Below are 15,804 nucleotides of genomic sequence, written 5' to 3' on the forward strand. Positions count from 1 at the left end.
GCCGCCGCCTCAATGCAGACCGAAGAGATTGAGCAGTTCTTCGCGGTGGCGGACAAATTCGGGCGCGCTGCGATCGCGGGGTCGCGGCAGATCGATCTCGATCAGCCTTGGTTCGCCACCCTTCTCGCGTGGCAGGATCAGGATACGGTCGGCGAGGTAGATCGCCTCCTCGAGATCATGGGTGACGAGAACGGTCGTCACATCCTCATCCCGCCAGATCCGTGCCAGTTCCTGCTGCATGCTGATCTTTGTCATGGCGTCGAGCGCGCCGAGCGGCTCGTCGAGCAGCAGGATTTCGGGCTGGACCGCCAGCGCACGAGCAATGCCGACGCGCTGCGCCATGCCGCCGGAGAGTTGCCGGGGATAGGCGCTTTCAAACTGCTGCAGGCCGACGAGCTGGACATAGCGTCGTGCCCGGTGCCTCGCCTCGCCGCGCGAGAGCCCCTGCGTCTCCAGCCCGAAGCCGACATTGTCGAGCACCGTCAGCCAAGGCAGCAACCTCGGCTCCTGGAAGATCACCGCGCGGTCGGTGCCGACGCCTTTCGTCAGCTTGCCGTCGATCAGCACCTCTCCGGCATCCGGATCCTCGAGCCCTGCCAGAACCCGCAGCAAGGTCGTCTTGCCGGAACCGCTGGCGCCGACGATCGCGAGCGTCTCACCTGAGCGGATGTTGAGGTTGATATCCCTGAGGACGGGCAATGGCGCGCCGTTCAGGCGGTAGGACTTGGAGAGATGGCGGATCGCCACCTCTCCACGACGAAGGTTCTGGGCAACGCTCATGGCCGGTCCTCAGTTGCTGGCCGATGCGCCGTCGACGGCGAAGAGCACGTCCTTTGGCGTCAGCTGGCCTTCCTTGAGCTTGCCTTCACGCACCAGAACGTCGATCCAGAACTGAAGGTCACGCTCGACGGGCAGGCCGCCCGCACGCACGCCGTAGCCACGGAAATACTGGGCGATGTCAGGATTTTCGCCACGCGCCTGCAATGCCTTTGCGAGGATTTCCTTGGTTTCCTCGGGATGCTCACGCGCGTAGTCCAGCGCACGGGCCGACTGCAGGACGAAGGTCTTGGCGGCTTCCGGATGTTCCTTGATGAAATCCCGGCGCAGCACGACGAAGCCTCCGGCAATCTCGCCGAGCACATCGGTGTCGTCGAAGATCGCACGCAGGCCACCCTTCTTGCGGGCTGCCCCTTCGAAGGTCGTCTGCCAGTAGCCGAAAGCGGAAATATCCACCTGGCCGGAGCGCAGAACCTGCTCCAGCTGCGGACCGGGGACGACAACCTGGTTGGCGGCGTCTGTCGGCAACCCGACCGAATGCAGGGCTTCGCGGATCGTATAGTCGAGATGGGCGCCCAGCGTGTTGACGGCAATGCTCTTGCCGGCGATGTCCTTGATGCTCTTGATGGGGCTGTCTTCGAGCACGTAGAAGATCGACTGCACCTCGTCATTGATGCCGTTCGAGGGATAGGCGGCGACGAAGTCGTTGCCGCTGATGATCGAATTCAGGACGGCGGACGTCGCGGCACCGCCGATCTCGACGTCGCCCGAGGCCAGCGCGATCAGCGAGGCCGGGCCGCCCGTGGCGTAGCCGACGCTCTCGATCGTGATGCCGGTGCCCTCGAAGTATCCGAGTTCCTGGGCAAGCTCGTGCGCCGACAGGCCACCCTGGCTCGCGAGATAGCGCAGCTTCACGTCATCGGCCGCGGCCGCCGGTGCGACAAGGCCGAGGGTGATTGCAGCAGACAGAAGAAGGTTGCGGGCATGGAAGGTCATATCGATATCCTTTCGAAGGAGAAATCTGGCAAAGAAACGATCAGGCGTTGGGTTGCGACCAGCGGCAGAGGTTGCGCTGGAGCAGAACGAGCAGCGCGTTGGCGGCGAGCCCGAGCAGGGCGAGCAACAGGATCGCCGCGAACATCAGCGGGATCTGGAAGTTGTATTGGGCGTTCATGACCTGGAAGCCGATGCCCTTGTTGGCGCCGATCATCTCGGCGGCGATCAACAGCAGAAGCGCCGTGGTGGCCGAGAGGCGCAGGCCTACGAAAATCGCCGGCACCGAGGCAGGCAGCACCACGCGGCGGAACACGGTGCGCGGTCCGGCACCGTAGGTTCGGGCCATCTCGATCAGCTTCTTGTCGACCTCTTTGACGCCGCCGATCGTCGAAAGCAGGACCGGAAACAGCGTCGCCCAGAAGATCACGAAAACCTTTGAGGTCTCGCCGAGGCCGAGCAGCAGGATGAAGACCGGATAGAGCGCCAGGGCCGAGGTCTGGCGAAAGAGCTGCAGGATCGGGTCGAGCGCCTGTTCGACAAGCCGTACCTGGCCCATGAACAGGCCGAGCGGGATGCCGACTACGACAGCGGCCGCAAAGGCGATGCCCGATCGCTGCAGGCTGATGGCGATATCGTCCAGTAGCGCGCCGCTGGCAAGACCGCCCCACAGCGTGGACAGGATCACATCGAGAGGCGGAAAGACCGCTGGATTGACCCAGCCAAGCGTGCTGGAAAGTTGCCAGAAGGCGAGAAACCCGAGTACGACACCATAGCGTGCGACGATCGAGCCAAGCAGGGCGCGCCAGCGGGAAACGATGGCCGGGACGGCTGTAGAGACCTGACCGTCAGCGCGGCCGAGACCAAAGCTCGCTGCAAGCGACGTGTTGACGTGTTCGTAGGACATGATCGCACCTCACTCTGCTGCCTGAACGGCCGATCGCACGTCGGCCCAGCGGTTGACGGGAATGGGCAGACCGAGATTTTCCCGGAGCGTCCGACCCTCATAGGCCGTGCGGAAAAGGCCGCGACGCTGCAGTTCCGGGACCACCAGCTCGACAAAGTCGTCAAGCGCCGTCGGAAACCAGGGCGGCAGGATGTTGAAGCCATCGGCCGCTTCGTTTTCGAACCACTCCTGCAGGGTGTCGGCGATCTGTTCTGCCGTTCCGACGATCGTGTAGTGGCCGCGCGCTGACGCAATCCATTGATAGAGCTGGCGAATGCTGAAGTTGTTTTCGTCGGCGATCTGGCGGATCAGCGCCTGCCGGCTCTTCATGCCCTCGGTTGGCGGTGCCGGCGGCAGCGGCCCATCGAGATCGTAGCCATGGAGATCGAGCGTGCCGCCGGTCAGGCCATTGAGCAGGCCGATGCCATCCTCCTCGACGATGAGCGAGGTCAGGCGATCGTACTTTTCGCGCGCTTCGGCCTCCGTTCTGCCGACGAAGGGGGAGACCCCGGGCATGACCAGAATGTGGTCCGGGTTGCGGCCGAGACCGCGCGCACGTGCCTTGATGTCGCGATAAAATTCCTGCGCCGTCTCAATGTGCTGGTGCGCAGTGAAGATCACCTCAGCCGTCGCGGCCGCCAGCCCGCGACCGTCGTCGGACTGGCCCGCCTGGACGATGACAGGATGCCCTTGCGGAGAGCGCGAGATGTTGAGCGGGCCGCGCACCTTGAAATGTTCGCCGCGATGGTCGGTATCGTGCAGCTTCGCCGGGTCGTAGAAGATGCCCGTTTGCTTGTCGCGAATGAACGCATCGTCCTCGAAGCTGTCCCAGAGCTTCGTGACCACGTCGACATGCTCGGCCGCGCGCCGATAGCGTTCGGCATGCGGAAGCTGCGTCTCGCGGTTGAAGTTCTGCGCCGTCGCATCGCCCGTTGTCGTCACCACATTCCATCCGGCGCGGCCGCCGGAAATGAGATCGAGCGAAGCGAATTTGCGTGCCGTGGTGTAGGGCTCTTCATAGGTCGTCGACGAGGTCGCGATGAAGCCGAGATGGGTGGTGAGCGGCGCCAGCGCCGAAAACAGGGTCACCGGCTCGAAGCCCGCCACCCGGGCGTTTCCGCCCTCGCGCGCCCCGCCGAAGCCGATCGCCAGCCCATCTGCCAGGAAATAGGCGTCGAACAGACCGCGTTCCGCCGTCAGCGCCAGTTGCTTGTGAAATTCGAAACTGGTCGCCCCGTCGGCCGGCTGGTCGGGGTGGCGCCAGGCGGCGATATGCTGTCCGCCACCGGGAAGAAATGCTCCAAGCCTGATCCTGCGTGTCATCTCAATCCTCTCCTCTTCTCGCTGCAAATTCTTGGGCGTCAAGTCACGGATGAAGGGCTGTCTGCGACCAGACCCACGACCTTGGCTGCCAGAAAGACAGGCTACATTATCCATAATGTTTATAGAGAAAGAGTATTTCCCGTGCGCCCGAGGCAAGTGAAAAGATTTTCGACGCAGGCGCAGAAAGCGAGATCAATCGCCGTGTACCGGGGGACTGAGAGCTTGGGAGAGAAAGGCTGGTTGCGCCGTGACTTGTTGCGAGGCGAGCGCGGTGAGCCGAGCAATCCTGAGGACTCTCCACGGCTGTGGCCACAGCCTGGAACGCGCGATATCGCCGCAGCGCATACCGCTTCGGCCGAAATACCGTCGCTCCGCGAGACCCGGGCGGTGCCTGGACAATCAGCCAATCGCACCGGGGAAATTATTCTACTCTGAGTGGTTTTCGAGCCAAAGGGTTTCTTATCCTGAATCGGGCACTCGACTATTTTTTGGGCACTTGCGGCGGCCTTTGCCAAAAATGCGGCCACCGCCATCCAATGAGAGTAGAAGACGTGTCCCAAGCAACCATCAAATCTCCCCCGAAATCGATTTACGCCTCCTTCGGCTTTCAAGTCCTCGCGGCCATGGTGATCGGCCTGCTGCTCGGCCTCGTCGCCCGCAACATGGGCGTCGATGCCAGCGGCAACGCCAACTGGCTGACGGTAACCCTGCAGACGATCGGTTCGATCTTCGTCCAGCTTTTGCGCGCCCTCGTGCCGCCGCTCGTCTTCACCGCCATCGTCGCCTCGATCGCCAATCTGGCGACGCTGCAGAATGCCGCGAAACTCGTCTGGCAGACGCTGCTCTGGTTCGCGATCACATCGCTGATTGCCGTCGTCATCGGCATCGCCCTCGGACTGATCCTTCAGCCGGGCGTCGGCTCTGCCGTTTCGCAGGAAGCCGCCAAGGCGCCCTCCTACTCCGGCTCGTGGCTTGATTTCCTGAAGGGCCTGGTGCCCGCCAACGTGCTCGGCCTCGAAGCCAGCACCAAGGTCACCGACACGGGTGCTACCACCTCGCTCAATTTCAACGTCTTGCAGATCCTCGTCGTTTCGATCGCCGTCGGTGCCGCTGCGCTGAAGGTCGGTGATGCCGCCAAGCCGTTCCTCGCCTTCAACCAGTCGCTGCTCGCCATCGTCCGCAAGATCCTCTGGTGGGTCATCCGCCTGACTCCGATCGGCACGATCGGCCTGCTCGGCCGCGCCGTCGCCCAATATGGCTGGGAAACGCTGGCGCAACTCGGCTGGTATGCCGCGGCTGTCTATATCGGCCTTGCGATCGTGCTCTTCGTCGTCTACCCGGCGCTGCTCATCGGCCACGGCCTGAAGCCGTCGCGCTTCTTTGCCGGCGCCTGGCCGGCGATCCAGCTCGCCTTCGTCTCCCGTTCTTCCGTAGGCACCCTGCCCGTCACCGAAACGGTGACCGAAAAGAGCCTCGGCGTTCCCCGCGAATACGCCGCCTTCGCCGTACCGCTCGGCGCGACCACCAAAATGGACGGCTGCGCCGCGATCTACCCGGCCATCTCGGCGATCTTCATCGCGCAGTTCTTCGGGCTGCCACTCGGCATCCAGGAATATGTGCTGATCGTCTTCGTCTCTGTACTCGGCTCCGCCGCCACCGCCGGCCTCACCGGCGCGACCGTCATGCTGACGCTGACGCTCTCGACGCTCGGTCTGCCGCTCGAAGGCGTCGGCCTGCTACTCGCCATCGACCCGATCCTCGACATGGGCCGCACGGCGGTCAACGTCGCCGGCCAGGCACTGGTGCCGACGATCGTCTCCAAGCGCGAGGGCATTCTCGACGAGACCGTCTACAACGGCGACAAGGTCGTCGATGACCTTGAGCCGCTCGTGGCTGCGGCACGCGCGGCCTAGCGCTCCAAAAATTGACCATGCGGGCTACGACGGCCCGCATGTGCCCGCTCGGCAAGGTGCGCAACTACCATCAACTCAAACGTACCCGACCTGCGAGACACCTATTTGCAGCGGGCCGCAAAATCCCCCTTTCGCCGATCAAGCAGAGCTTGCACAAGCGAGCCGAGCAGTGTCTCTTCTATCGAGACTTATTGAGTGCTTGGCCGGATCGCGTACGCTGGCGGGCCCTGCGCTTTGCTCAGGCATCGCCGCCGGCGTGCTGCGTCCTCTGGCTATGAAGAGGACCGGCGATGTCTCTCACCGAGTTTCATCTCATCACCCAATGGACCATCGATGCTCCGGTCGAAGACGTGTGGCGGGAGCTGAGCACCCCGGAGGCCTGGCCGGAATGGTGGCCATCGGTCAAGCGGGTTTCCCTGCTGCGCGAGGGAGACGAACACGGCGTGGGCGCGGTTCGCCGGCTGGAATGGGTGACGGCCCTGCCCTATGAACTGATCTTCAACGTGGAGACGGTGCGGGTCGAGCCGCTGTCGCTCATCGAAGGCAGGGCCTCAGGGGAGCTTGACGGCATCGGCCGATGGACGCTTGAGCGCGAAGGCCCCCGCTGCCGGGTGCGCTACGACTGGATCGTCCAGGTCACCAAGCCCTGGATGATCACGCTCTCATTCATCCTGAAGCCCATCTTCCGTTGGAACCATGGGGTGGTCATGGAGCGTGGCCGGCGCGGTCTCGTGCGTCGCCTCGCCCGCGTCTAAACGCTATTTTGAGCACACCTTTTCCCAAAGACAGGAAGAGCACAGCCCGCCCGGGCGACGCCAAGGTCGGGGCGGAGGCACCTGGCTAAACGGCAATAGTCTGGCTTGAAGTCGCCCGGGGGGATCGCCCGCTCTTCCGAAGCGATCGTTCGCATCGAAACCACCGAAGTGCTGTCCGCCCAAAAAGATTTGAGGCACAATTGCGCGCCCGCCGGAGCGGGAGAACCTCACTGCTGGGGTCGCTGAAATGTCAGCGACGGCGATCAATATGAATCGCTGGATGTGTCCGAAACTGGAGCAGGACGCGAGTCCGTTTGCCGAATGAGTGAATTTCTCCTTAACATATCAGGCACGGGCCCTGTCGCCACTAGCTTGGAGATCTGGGTAAGTATGGCCTTGATCGGGGCGCTCGGATTTGTTCTCGGCTTCGCCATGAATCGTGGATCGATCTGCACCGTCATCGCCACGAAGGAGTTGGTATCGGACAAGAGGCCGGCACGTTTCATCGCTCTGGTCGAATGCGCCGTCTGGGCGGCCCTCGTCTACGCAATCCTCGAAACGGCACCGATGATGCAGGAGGGCTGGTCGCCACTCGGCTACCTCGTTCCCGCAGCCATTTTGCTTGGGATCGGCAGCTATGTGAACGGCGCTTGTGTGTTCGGGTCCGTTGGGCATATCGGAAATGGCGAAATCGGATTCGCATTCACGTTTCTCGGGATCTATGCGGTCCTCTACATTGAATCCTTGTTTGATCTGCTTTCGGATCAGCCGCCGATAAGTGCTCCCCCGCCGCTGGAGGCGGCGCTTCTCGCGCTTGCATTGTTGGCGATCATGGCTCTGAGGCTCGGCGTTTCACGCAGATCCGAGTCAAACTTCCGGCGGCTGACGATAGCGATGGGAGCGATCGGCATCACCTCTACGGTCCTGACGCTTCTTGCGCCCGGGTTCTCAATCACCGCATCGGTCGGAGCGATCGCTTCGATACCTGTCGCGGGAGCCGTGATTTCGGTCTGCATGTTCGGCGGCAGCCTCGTTTCCGCAAGACTTCGGAAGCATGGATTCATGCTGAAGCGGCCGACAGTGAAGACCATAGTCAAGAGAACGCTTGCGGGCATCCTTATGGGACTGGGTGCACTACTCATTCCCGGTGGGAACGACACGCTGCTGCTGATTGGTCTGCCCGCAGGGGCCTGGCAGGCGGCGCTCGCCTACGTGCTGTTCGTTGCGACGCTTGCCGCGCTCATTGTCAAAATCGGTTCGGTGGCAAAACCTTGGTCATGACGCTGCTACACCGACAAGATGCTTGTCCGCCTCTAGAGCATCCCGCCTTCAAGTGGAAGCACAGAACGCGGATAAGATCCTCTAGAATCAAAGTGCTAGTGCGTCCATGTTGATCGCGTCCGCGACACCGCGGTGCGGTCCACACGTCTATCCGAACAAAAAAAGGCCCCGCTCGATGGCGGGGCAGGCGCGCATCCCCAGCTTAAGGATGCGAGGGAACTTGGGATTCGAAGCAGGCAACGTCCGGACCGGTGGCTCTGAGGCGAGCCGCTCCCGGCTCTATGGCGCCGACATCTCCTGTTGAACGAGAGCCGTTCGATTGCCGCGGTGGAGATCCGCGGCGAAAGTGCAGGCCGCCGTATGCCCCGGCGAAAGCACCCGGGATGGCGGCAGCGCCTTAGCGCAATCGTCGACGGCAAGAGGGCAACGGGTTCGGAACCGGCAGCCCGACGGCGGGTTTGTCGGACTGGGAACTTCGCCGATCATCAACGGTCCCCTGCGGTGCTTCTCGATCCGCGGATCCACCTCGGGCGCCGATGCCAGCAGCATCTGCGAATAGGGGTGGCTCGGACGGTCATAAAGCTCCTTTGACGAGCCATGCTCGACGATCCTGCCGAGATACATGACGTAGACACGCGACGCCGCCTGCCGCACCAGCGCAAGATCATGGGCAATGAACAGGCATGCCACGCCCAGATCCTTCTGCAGCCGCAGGAAGAGGTTCATCACCTGTGCACGGATCGAGAGATCGAGCGCGCTCACCGGTTCATCGCAGATCAACACGCGCGGGTTCACGGCAAGCGATCTGGCAATCGCCACGCGCTGGCGCTGACCGCCCGAGAGCTCGCGCGTGTGACGGTCCCTGACCGCGGATGCGAGGCCCACCTGATCCAGGAGCTCCTTGGTGCGGCGATCCCGCTCCTCCGGCGATCGGGTGCCGGCGATCACCAGCGCTTCGTCGATCGCCTCGCCCACGGTCTGTCGATCGTTCAGAGACGAATAGGGATCCTGGAAGACGTATTGCAGCGCCCGGCGGCTGTCGCGCAGGGCGGCCCCGGAGAGAGCGCTGAGATCGACGCCGTCGAGAAGCACGCGGCCGCTGCTTGCCTTCTCGAGCCCGACGATGGTGCGCCCGAGGGTCGACTTGCCGCAGCCGGATTCGCCGACCAACCCGACGATCTCGCCCGGATAGAGTTCGATCGAGACATCGTCGACGGCATGGACAAATTTGCCCCGCTGAACGCTCTTGAAGCGCGTCTGCAGGTTTTCAACTTTAAGAACAGGTGCTTGTGTCATGCGGCAGCCTTTCCTTGATTGACGACAGGGCAAGCCACGAGAACCGCGCTGTCGTCCGACCGGACCAACGGAGGGCGGCTGTTGCTGCATGCAGGGACGGCGAGTTCGCAGCGCGGCGCAAGAGCGCAGCCTTTGATCGGTGCACCGAGCGTCGGCGGAATGCCGGGAAGCCCCCGGAACTCCGATCCGATTGGGTCCTCTCGCCGCGGTATCGCGTTGATCAGGCCCTGCGTGTAGGGGTGACGCGGGCTCACCAGCACCTTGTCCACCGGACCGCATTCGGCAGCGCGCGCCGCATACATGACGACGATGTTGTCGGCTGCACCCGCGACCACGCCCATGTCGTGGGTAATCAGCACCATCGCCATGTTCAGCCGACGCTGCACGTCCTTGAGCAGCCGCAGGATCTGCGCCTGAACCGTCACGTCGAGTGCGGTCGTCGGCTCGTCGGCAATCAGGAGCTTCGGCTCGCCGGCAAGCGCAATGGCAATGACGATGCGTTGCCGCAAGCCGCCGGAGAGCTCGTGCGGATACTGCCGAAGCCGTGCCACCGGGTCGGAGATGCCGACGAGTTTTACAAGTTCCAACGCACGCGCTTCCGCGGCCCTCGGCGTCACGTCGAGATGCAGTTCGGCCATCTCGGCGATCTGCCGCCCGATCCGGCGTACCGGATTGAGCGCGCTCATCGGGTCCTGAAAGATGAAACCGACGGACTTGCCGCGCAGTTTCTGGATCTCAGCCTCGGGCAGGCCGATCAGCTCGCGACCCTCGAGCTTGACGGAGCCGGAGAGCATAGTCGTCACGCCTGTTGGCATCAGCCCGAGCGGCGCGAAATTCATCACCGTCTTGCCGCTACCGCTTTCGCCGACGATGGCAAGACATTCGCCTTGCCGGACCGAATAGCTGACGCCGTCGACCGGGCGTACTGCCGATTTCGCGGTCAGCAGGTTGACCGTCAGGTTCCTGACCTCAAGGAGCGGTTCGTCATGCATCGGAATTCTCCTTGCCCCAGCTTGCGACCTCGGCCCGACGGATTGCGAGCATGCGCCGTGTCAGCGGTTTCGGAATGCGGTTGAGCGCGATGGATTCCCCGAGCGTGTTGAAGCCGATGACGGCGGCTGTGAGGGCGAGGCCCGGCAGCAGCACCTGGCGCGGGTCGGATTCGAGATAGGGCAGCGCATCCACGAGCATCTGCCCCCATTCCGGCGTCGGCGGCTGGATGCCGAGGCCGAGGAAGCTCAGCGTCGCGACCGCGAGCGCAGCCGTGCCGGCGTCTGCCGTCGCATAGACCATCACCGCACCGATCGTCCCTGGCAGAAGGTGACCGAAGTAGATGCGCCAGGGGCTGGCGCCCAGCACCCGCAAGGCCTCGATATGCGGCTTGCTCATGATGCTGACTGCGACGGCCCGGCTGATGCGGCCGCTCATCGGCCACCAGGCAAGCGCCAGTGCCAGCACCATGGTCCAGTATCCGGGGCCGACGATGCCGATGACGGCGAGCGAGATGATCAGGCTCGGAATGGAGAGACCGACATCGACGACGCGCATCAAGAGGTCATCGACCCAGCCGCGATGATAGCCGGCGATCGTTCCGAGCAGGATGCCGATGGTCATGGCGACGCCGAGAACCGAGCCCACGCTGACGAGCGAAGTGTTTGCGGCGATGATCAACCGGCTGAAGGTATCGCGTCCGAGGTGGTCGGTTCCGAGCCAGTGAGCGGCGGACGGACCAAGTCCGGCATCGAGCAGGCTCTGGGTGCTCGGATCCTGGGGTGCAAGCCAGGGCGCGAAGGTGCCGAGAGCAACGAATAGGCCGATGGTGATCAGTGCCGCGCGCGGCATCTTGTTCAATCGGGCAAAAATGGGATTGAGCATGTTCATGGTCAGCTCCATTGGCGACGAATGCGCGGATCGGTCAGCAGGACGGCCAGATCGACGATCAGGTTCACCACGATGAAGAAAGTGAGGAAGATGAGCAGGCACGCCTGCACCACCATGAAATCGCGGAAGCGCACGCCGGCGAGGAAATAATCTCCCAGGCCCTGCCAGGCGAACAGCGGTTCGACGATGATGGCGGTCGCGGTCATCAAACCGACCTGGGTGCCGAGCGCGTTGATGAAGAGGGGTGTGATGTTGGGCAACGCCTCACGGAACAAGATGGCGGTGCGGCCGAGGCCCTTGCTTTTCGCGGTCAGAACGAAGGGACTCGTCATCGCCTCTTCCAGACCCACCCGCACGACACGACTGAGAACGGCAGCCGGCAGAACGGCGACGGTGAGCCATGGCAGGATCCAGCTTTTCGGACCATTGAAACCGAACGATGGCAGGAGCTGGAAGGTGACGGAGAAGGCGTAGATCATCAGCGCGCCGACGAAGAACGTCGGGGTCGATGCGCCGAGGAGCGCCAGACCGCGCGAAACGCGATCCGGCAATTTGTAGGGCCAGAAGGCACCGAGGAACCCCAAGGCCAGGCTGATGAGGGTGGCGATCACGGCCGAGCCCGCAATCAGCGTTCCCGTCACGAACATACGGTTCGCGAGGTCCGCGCTGACGTTCGTTCCCGTTCTGTAGGAGATGCCGAAATCTCCGCGAACCGCATCGCCCAGCCAATCCACGTAGCGCATCAGCAATGGCTTATGCAGTCCTATCTCTTCGGCAACCTGTTCGACGTAACCCGGTGTTGCGACCGCCCCGCGAAGCTCGGCAATCAAGACTGCAACATTACCGGGTGCCGAAACCACGAGGGTGAAGCAAACAAGGGACGCCATGAACAAAAGGACCAGGGAATGCTTCAGCCGCTTGCTGATGAAGTGGATCAAGGTACCCTCCTCTTACTCGGCCAGCAGAACGTTTTCGTAGGGCATGTCGTATTCGGTGACCGGGCTCGAAAAGCCGTGGACCCGCTTGGAATGCGCCCAGATGCTCGGCACGTAGACCAGCGGCGCAATCGCGTCGTTGTCCCTGAGCCAGTCGTAGACCTTCTGGATAGTCGGCTGAATCTGGTCCCCCGTTGCCGCCATCGCCGCGTTGATCAATGGATCCAGATTAACCGGATCGGTGACCAGCTTGCCCTCGACGTCATTGTGGAAGGTCGACAGGCACAGCCCCACGATCGAGCCGAAAGGATCGTATGGCGCGCCGTAGGTCAGGAAGAAGCCGAGGTCATACTTCTGCTCCAGCATGTCGGTGTGCTTGGAGGCATGGTCGACCGAACGGATCACCAGGTCGATGCCGATCTCCTTCATCTCGGACTGGATGACTTCGGCAATGACGCGCGATCCCGGGACGGCGTCCGGGCTGACGACCAGTTCGAGCGTCAGCGGCTTGCCGTCCTTGGACCTTATGGGGCTTCCCGTCCAGCCGGCCTTTTCGAGCAGGGCCGAGGCGGCCGCCGCATCGCGAACCGGTGCATCACTCTGCGTTCCAGCATAGGGCAAAGCGCTGGAGAACATGTTGCCGGCGGGCTTGGCGTAGCCGTGGTAGAGCACCTTGGAGATCGCCGCGCGATCGATGCCGATGCTGACGGCCCTTCGCACCGCCGGATCCTTGAGCGCCTCGGCGCGGTCCGGATTATAGGCCATCACCAGCGTGACATTGCCCGGATCGACGACGACATTGAAGCCGGCCGCCTCGAGCTGCTTGCCTTCTTCCGGGGTGAGCGGCGCGATCCAGAAGCCGCCGATCAGGTCAAGCTCGCCGGCACGCAGCGCTGCAACCCGCGACCGTGCATCGGGGACGACCTTGGCTTCAAGGCGTTCATAGGATGGCAACTCGCCCCAGTAACCTTCGTGATGCTCGAAGACGCTCTGCGTATCGTCGGCGCTGATCTGACGCCACGGCCCGGTGCCCACAGGCTCCTTGAACTTGCCATCAGCGCCAACCGATTTGGGCGAAAGAAAGCGCGTCGGCCGGGTGTAGGAAAGCTCCTGCATCAGCGCGAGAACCGGCTCCTTGAAATGCAGGGTGACGTGGTAGTCGTCGACCACCTCAAGCGACTGGAAGTGTTTTGAGCAATTCATCCAGCTGAACTGGTCGAGCCCCATCCAGCGCTCGAGATTCCATTTGCACGAGGCAGCATCGAACTTGGTGCCGTCCTGAAACGTGACGCCCTGGCGCAACGTCAGATACAGCGTTTTTCCACCGTCCTCGATCTTCCAGTCGGTCGCCAGGCACGGTTCGATCTGGCCGCCCTTGCCGTATTTCACGAGCGGTTCGAACATCAGATCCTGGATCGCCCAGATCGCATAGTGGCTCTGCGGATCGAGATTGCCGGCAGGCTTGGCGATGGCGACCCGGAGCGTGCCGGCTGCACCCTGCGCATAGGCGATCTTCGACAAGGCACCCTGTGCGATGGCCAAGCCGACAGCGCCGGCCGCCCCTTGCAGGAACGTACGTCTCTTCACTGACATGAATTTTCTCCTCCGTTTTGGCGCTCCCTGCGCCCGCCTAGACATCCGGCCTCCACGCCGTTTTGTATAGACAAAATAACTGTCTCATGTATGCAATCTTGCGTCAATATCGTATTTTAGATTGTAGGCATTCTGAACTTTGAGTGAAAAGACACCGGGTCTGGCGCATCAAAATCGGCGAGAAACCTCCCGCATCACGGCTCATTTGATGAAACAGTGGATGCAGTGGCGGGACTTTATCAGCCAGATCGGCGTTCCTCGGCTTCAATCTCCGAGGATTGCCGAATTCAAATTGTATGCAATATGAAGAAAGTCACGTCACTTGTCGTTACGTTCGCGCGAGTTGAATAGCGCCAAGGCGATACCCGCGCTTCCACGGCGTTACGCGCGCCTGAGGGCAGCGCTATCTCCGCAAGCATCCCTTGATATATCCCCTCCAGGGGGATAGGTTACGAACATGAGCGAACACAGACACGATACCCATCCCGAGATCGTCAAGCGGCTAAAGCGCGCCGAAGGGCACCTGAAGAGCGTCATTGCCATGATCGAGGGCGGCCGCCCCTGCCTCGACATCGCCCAGCAACTCCACGCGGTGGAGAAGGCGATCAGCCAGGCGAAGCGAACCCTGATCCAGGACCATCTGGATCATTGCCTCGAAGACACGATCGGTGCGCTTCCGCGTGACCAGCGCCACTCCATCGACGAGTTCAAGGCGATCACAAAGTTTCTCTGAACGACCACGCCCGCCCCGACTGCAACCGCCACCGAATGAACGAGCCCAAACCTCATGCTGCAGATCCTCGCAAACCGGACGTATCGCCATCTGTTTCTGGCGCAGATGATCGCGCTGGTCGGAACCGGTCTTGCGACCGTTGCGCTCGGGCTTCTCGCCTATGATCTGGCAGGCGCCGAGGCGGGCGTCGTCCTGGGCACGGCACTCGCGATCAAGATGATCGCCTATGTCGGCGTGGCGCCGATCGCCGCCGCCTTTGCGGAGCGGCTTCCGCGTCGCGCGATGCTCGTCTGCCTCGATCTGGTGCGCGCCGCCGTCGCACTCTTCCTGCCGTTCGTGACCGAGATCTGGCAGGTCTATGTGCTGATCTTCGTGCTGCAGTCGGCGTCGGCCGCCTTTACCCCCACCTTCCAGGCAACCATTCCGGATGTGCTGCCGGATGAAAGGGAATACACACGCGCCCTGTCGCTCTCGCGGCTTGCCTATGACCTCGAGAGCGTCGCAAGCCCGATGCTGGCCGCAGCGCTGCTCACCGTCGTCAATTTCCACAACCTGTTTGCCGGCACGGTCATTGGCTTCCTCGCCTCCGCCGCACTCGTCGTCTCAGTCGCGCTTCCAAGTCCGAAGGCGACGGAACGACGCGGCATCTACGACCGGACGACGCGGGGCTTGCGCATCTATCTGGCAACGCCGCGGCTCAGGGGGCTGCTCGCGCTCAACCTCGCGGTTTCGGCTGCCGGGTCGATGGTCATCGTCAACACGGTGGTGTTGGTCCAGGCCAAATTCGGGCTCACCCAGACCGACACAGCCATCGCACTCGCCGCCTCTGGCGGCGGCTCGATGATCGCCGCGCTGCTGTTGCCCCGCCTGCTCGATAGGACCCCCGATCGCGTCGCCATGTTTTCGGGTGCAGCGGTTCTCACCGCCGGCCTGTTCATCGGCGCTCTTGTCCCAAGTTTCGTTTCGCTGCTGCCTCTGTGGCTCGCCATCGGTCTCGGCTATTCGCTGGCACAGACACCATCCGGCCGGCTGCTGCGCCGCTCGGCGCAACCGGAAGACAGGCCCGCGCTCTTTGCCGCGCAGTTCGCCCTTTCGCATGCCTGCTGGCTGATCACCTATCCGCTTGCCGGCTGGCTCGGCGCGACGGCCGGGCTGACGCCGACCTTCGCAGCGCTTGGCCTCATCGCTGTAGGCGCCATCGTCGCGGCGGCCCGGCTCTGGCCGGCGCAGGATCCGGACGAAATCGAGCACGTCCATCACGAGCTTGCCGACGGTCACCCTCATCTCGCAGGTGCAACACGCGTCGGCGGCGGTCACCGGCACACCCATGTGTTTGTGATCGACAGCCATCACCCGGACTGGCCGGCCGAGCGATAGG

General features: G+C 62.8%; 14 protein-coding genes. 5 read left to right on the forward strand and 9 right to left on the reverse strand.

Translation table 11 applies throughout. The features are described 5' to 3' along the window. Positions 1-9: 9 nt before the first annotated feature. The 4 genes from ACN9MO_RS26250 to ACN9MO_RS26265 are packed head-to-tail and all read right to left on the reverse strand — an operon-like array spanning position 10 to position 4,039. Positions 10-780 (reverse strand): ABC transporter ATP-binding protein, encoded by a 771-nt coding sequence (locus ACN9MO_RS26250; RefSeq protein ID WP_057255373.1) that lies wholly within the window; start codon positions 778-780, stop codon positions 10-12. Positions 781-789: 9 nt separating this feature from the next. Beyond that, positions 790-1,773: an ABC transporter substrate-binding protein gene (locus ACN9MO_RS26255; protein ID WP_057255372.1), complete on the reverse strand. Its 984-nt coding sequence runs from the start codon at positions 1,771-1,773 to the stop codon at positions 790-792. A gap of 40 nt (positions 1,774-1,813) precedes the next feature. Beyond that, the gene (locus ACN9MO_RS26260) at positions 1,814-2,677 is read right to left on the reverse strand and encodes an ABC transporter permease (RefSeq protein ID WP_057255371.1); all 864 of its coding nucleotides are present in this window, start codon (positions 2,675-2,677) and stop codon (positions 1,814-1,816) included. Positions 2,678-2,686: 9 nt separating this feature from the next. Then, entirely contained in the window at positions 2,687-4,039 is a 1,353-nt protein-coding gene (locus tag ACN9MO_RS26265) for an LLM class flavin-dependent oxidoreductase (RefSeq protein ID WP_057255370.1), read from the reverse strand. Positions 4,040-4,590: 551 nt separating this feature from the next. Between ACN9MO_RS26265 and ACN9MO_RS26270 the strand changes: the two genes are divergently transcribed. From ACN9MO_RS26270 to ACN9MO_RS26280, 3 genes are all read left to right on the forward strand, one after another. After that, the gene (locus ACN9MO_RS26270) at positions 4,591-5,952 is read left to right on the forward strand and encodes a dicarboxylate/amino acid:cation symporter (RefSeq protein ID WP_057255369.1); all 1,362 of its coding nucleotides are present in this window, start codon (positions 4,591-4,593) and stop codon (positions 5,950-5,952) included. Positions 5,953-6,242: 290 nt separating this feature from the next. Then, a complete protein-coding gene (locus ACN9MO_RS26275) occupies positions 6,243-6,707 on the forward strand; it encodes an SRPBCC family protein (protein WP_057255368.1) in 465 nt (154 codons plus the stop codon). 321 nt (positions 6,708-7,028) lie between these two features. Then, a complete protein-coding gene (locus ACN9MO_RS26280; protein ID WP_057255367.1) occupies positions 7,029-7,988 on the forward strand; it encodes a YeeE/YedE thiosulfate transporter family protein in 960 nt (319 codons plus the stop codon). 279 nt (positions 7,989-8,267) lie between these two features. Here the strand turns inward: ACN9MO_RS26280 and ACN9MO_RS26285 are convergent, their stop codons facing one another. Genes ACN9MO_RS26285 through ACN9MO_RS26305 form a run of 5 tightly spaced genes read right to left on the reverse strand, consistent with a single transcriptional unit; the run spans position 8,268 to position 13,693 of the window. Further along, entirely contained in the window at positions 8,268-9,284 is a 1,017-nt protein-coding gene (locus ACN9MO_RS26285) for an ABC transporter ATP-binding protein (RefSeq protein ID WP_058329987.1), read from the reverse strand. Further along, entirely contained in the window at positions 9,281-10,276 is a 996-nt protein-coding gene (locus tag ACN9MO_RS26290; protein WP_057255365.1) for an ABC transporter ATP-binding protein, read from the reverse strand. The genes ACN9MO_RS26285 and ACN9MO_RS26290 overlap by 4 nt, the downstream gene beginning before the upstream one ends. Continuing rightward, positions 10,269-11,177, reverse strand: coding sequence for an ABC transporter permease (locus ACN9MO_RS26295; RefSeq protein WP_057255364.1), 909 nt, complete (start codon positions 11,175-11,177; stop codon positions 10,269-10,271). Before ACN9MO_RS26295 ends, ACN9MO_RS26290 begins: the two co-directional genes overlap by 8 nt. Further along, the gene (locus ACN9MO_RS26300) at positions 11,168-12,103 is read right to left on the reverse strand and encodes an ABC transporter permease (protein WP_057255363.1); all 936 of its coding nucleotides are present in this window, start codon (positions 12,101-12,103) and stop codon (positions 11,168-11,170) included. The genes ACN9MO_RS26295 and ACN9MO_RS26300 overlap by 10 nt, the downstream gene beginning before the upstream one ends. A gap of 12 nt (positions 12,104-12,115) precedes the next feature. After that, on the reverse strand, positions 12,116-13,693 hold the full coding sequence (locus ACN9MO_RS26305) for a nickel ABC transporter substrate-binding protein (RefSeq protein ID WP_113132585.1): 1,578 nt from the start codon (positions 13,691-13,693) through the stop codon (positions 12,116-12,118). Positions 13,694-14,150: 457 nt separating this feature from the next. On the opposite strand from ACN9MO_RS26305, the gene ACN9MO_RS26310 reads away from it, so the two are divergent. Continuing rightward, positions 14,151-14,426, forward strand: a complete 276-nt coding sequence (locus tag ACN9MO_RS26310) for a metal-sensing transcriptional repressor (RefSeq protein WP_112996441.1) — start codon at positions 14,151-14,153, stop codon at positions 14,424-14,426. 54 nt (positions 14,427-14,480) lie between these two features. Further along, the gene (locus ACN9MO_RS26315; RefSeq protein WP_113132584.1) at positions 14,481-15,803 is read left to right on the forward strand and encodes an MFS transporter; all 1,323 of its coding nucleotides are present in this window, start codon (positions 14,481-14,483) and stop codon (positions 15,801-15,803) included. Position 15,804: the final 1 nt, after the last annotated feature.

The organism is Ensifer sp. R-19 (assembly GCF_049905105.1).
GTDB lineage: Bacteria > Pseudomonadota > Alphaproteobacteria > Rhizobiales > Rhizobiaceae > Ensifer.

What these genes read in the sequence shown, in the direction of transcription:
- ACN9MO_RS26315 (WP_113132584.1), top strand. Translation starts at nt 14,481, where the DNA reads ATGCTGCAGATCCTCGCAAACCGGACGTATCGCCATCTGTTTCTGGCG.
- ACN9MO_RS26305 (WP_113132585.1), bottom strand. Translation starts at nt 13,693, where the DNA reads ATGTCAGTGAAGAGACGTACGTTCCTGCAAGGGGCGGCCGGCGCTGTC.
- ACN9MO_RS26250 (WP_057255373.1), bottom strand. Translation starts at nt 780, where the DNA reads ATGAGCGTTGCCCAGAACCTTCGTCGTGGAGAGGTGGCGATCCGCCAT.
- ACN9MO_RS26255 (WP_057255372.1), bottom strand. Translation starts at nt 1,773, where the DNA reads ATGACCTTCCATGCCCGCAACCTTCTTCTGTCTGCTGCAATCACCCTC.
- ACN9MO_RS26275 (WP_057255368.1), top strand. Translation starts at nt 6,243, where the DNA reads ATGTCTCTCACCGAGTTTCATCTCATCACCCAATGGACCATCGATGCT.
- ACN9MO_RS26290 (WP_057255365.1), bottom strand. Translation starts at nt 10,276, where the DNA reads ATGCATGACGAACCGCTCCTTGAGGTCAGGAACCTGACGGTCAACCTG.
- ACN9MO_RS26295 (WP_057255364.1), bottom strand. Translation starts at nt 11,177, where the DNA reads ATGGAGCTGACCATGAACATGCTCAATCCCATTTTTGCCCGATTGAAC.
- ACN9MO_RS26260 (WP_057255371.1), bottom strand. Translation starts at nt 2,677, where the DNA reads ATGTCCTACGAACACGTCAACACGTCGCTTGCAGCGAGCTTTGGTCTC.
- ACN9MO_RS26310 (WP_112996441.1), top strand. Translation starts at nt 14,151, where the DNA reads ATGAGCGAACACAGACACGATACCCATCCCGAGATCGTCAAGCGGCTA.
- ACN9MO_RS26285 (WP_058329987.1), bottom strand. Translation starts at nt 9,284, where the DNA reads ATGACACAAGCACCTGTTCTTAAAGTTGAAAACCTGCAGACGCGCTTC.
- ACN9MO_RS26265 (WP_057255370.1), bottom strand. Translation starts at nt 4,039, where the DNA reads ATGACACGCAGGATCAGGCTTGGAGCATTTCTTCCCGGTGGCGGACAG.
- ACN9MO_RS26280 (WP_057255367.1), top strand. Translation starts at nt 7,029, where the DNA reads ATGAGTGAATTTCTCCTTAACATATCAGGCACGGGCCCTGTCGCCACT.